The 1,073-nt window shown below is 70.7% G+C and carries 1 protein-coding gene; it reads left to right on the forward strand.

Going from position 1 to position 1,073, the window contains the following annotated elements; all coding sequences use genetic code 11:
- Nucleotides 1-191 precede the first annotated feature (191 nt).
- Nucleotides 192-944: a GntR family transcriptional regulator gene (locus tag FNH08_RS50445; protein WP_322726694.1), complete on the forward strand. Its 753-nt coding sequence runs from the start codon at nucleotides 192-194 to the stop codon at nucleotides 942-944.
- The last annotated feature ends 129 nt before the right edge of the window (nucleotides 945-1,073 follow it).

Raw genomic sequence — 1,073 nt, forward strand, 5'->3', positions numbered from 1 at the left:
GGCGGAGGGACCGACGGAGGGACCGACTCCGCCAAGGAGGTGTGAGGACGGGCGTGGCGGGAGAAAGTGCCTGCGTAAGGCCCTTCCGTCACCCGGGTCATCACATCGAGTGATTCTCGGGCCTTCGCTTGCACGGCTGAACCCACGGTTGCCAGGCTGTAGCTGTCTGTACAACCTGATGGGAGCGGCCAGTGACTTTCGGTGAGCAGCCGGCGTATCTGCGCGTCGCGGGTGATCTCCGCAAGAAGATCGCCGACGGTTCACTTCCGCCTCACACCCGGCTTCCCTCGCAGGCCCGCATCCGCGAGGAGTACGGGGTCTCGGACACGGTGGCGCTGGAGGCGCGCAAGGTGCTGATGGCCGAGGGGCTGGTCGAGGGCCGCTCCGGTTCGGGGACGTATGTGCGGGAGCGGCCCGTGCCCCGGCGGGTCTCCCGTTCCGGGTTCCGGCCCTCCAGCGGGGCCACCCCCTTCCGGCAGGAGCAGGCCGACGCCGCCGCGCGCGGTACGTGGGAGTCGAAGAGCGAGCAGGCCGAGGCGAGTGGGGCCGTCGCCGAGCGGCTGAGCATCCAGCCCGGGGACCGGGTGATGTGCACGAAGTACGTGTTCCGGGAGGCGGGGGAGACGATGATGCTCTCCACGTCGTGGGAGCCGCTCGCCGTGACCGGTCGTACGCCCGTGATGCTGCCCGAGGAGGGGCCGCTCGGCGGGATGGGCGTCGTCGAGCGCATGGCGGCCATCGATGTGATCGTGGACAACGTCACGGAGGAGGTCGGCGCGCGGCCCGGCCTCGCGGAGGAACTCCTCGCCCTCGGTGGTGTTCCCGGACACGCCGTCCTCGTCATCCAGCGCACGTACTACGCGTCCGGGCGCCCGGTGGAGACGGCGGACGTGGTGGTACCGGCGGATCGGTACCGGGTGGCGTACCACTTGCCGGTGAAGTAGCTCGGCGAGCGTCGCGCCCGGAAAGTGCGGGCCCGAGCCCCGAAAGGGGCGCGGAGAACTGCGCGGCTCCTTAGGGGCGCGGGGAACTGCGCGACCAGCCACACCCAACCCGCAGCCAACCCACCCACC

This window comes from Streptomyces spongiae (assembly GCF_009377185.1).
Classification (GTDB): Bacteria; Actinomycetota; Actinomycetes; order Streptomycetales; family Streptomycetaceae; genus Streptomyces; species Streptomyces spongiae.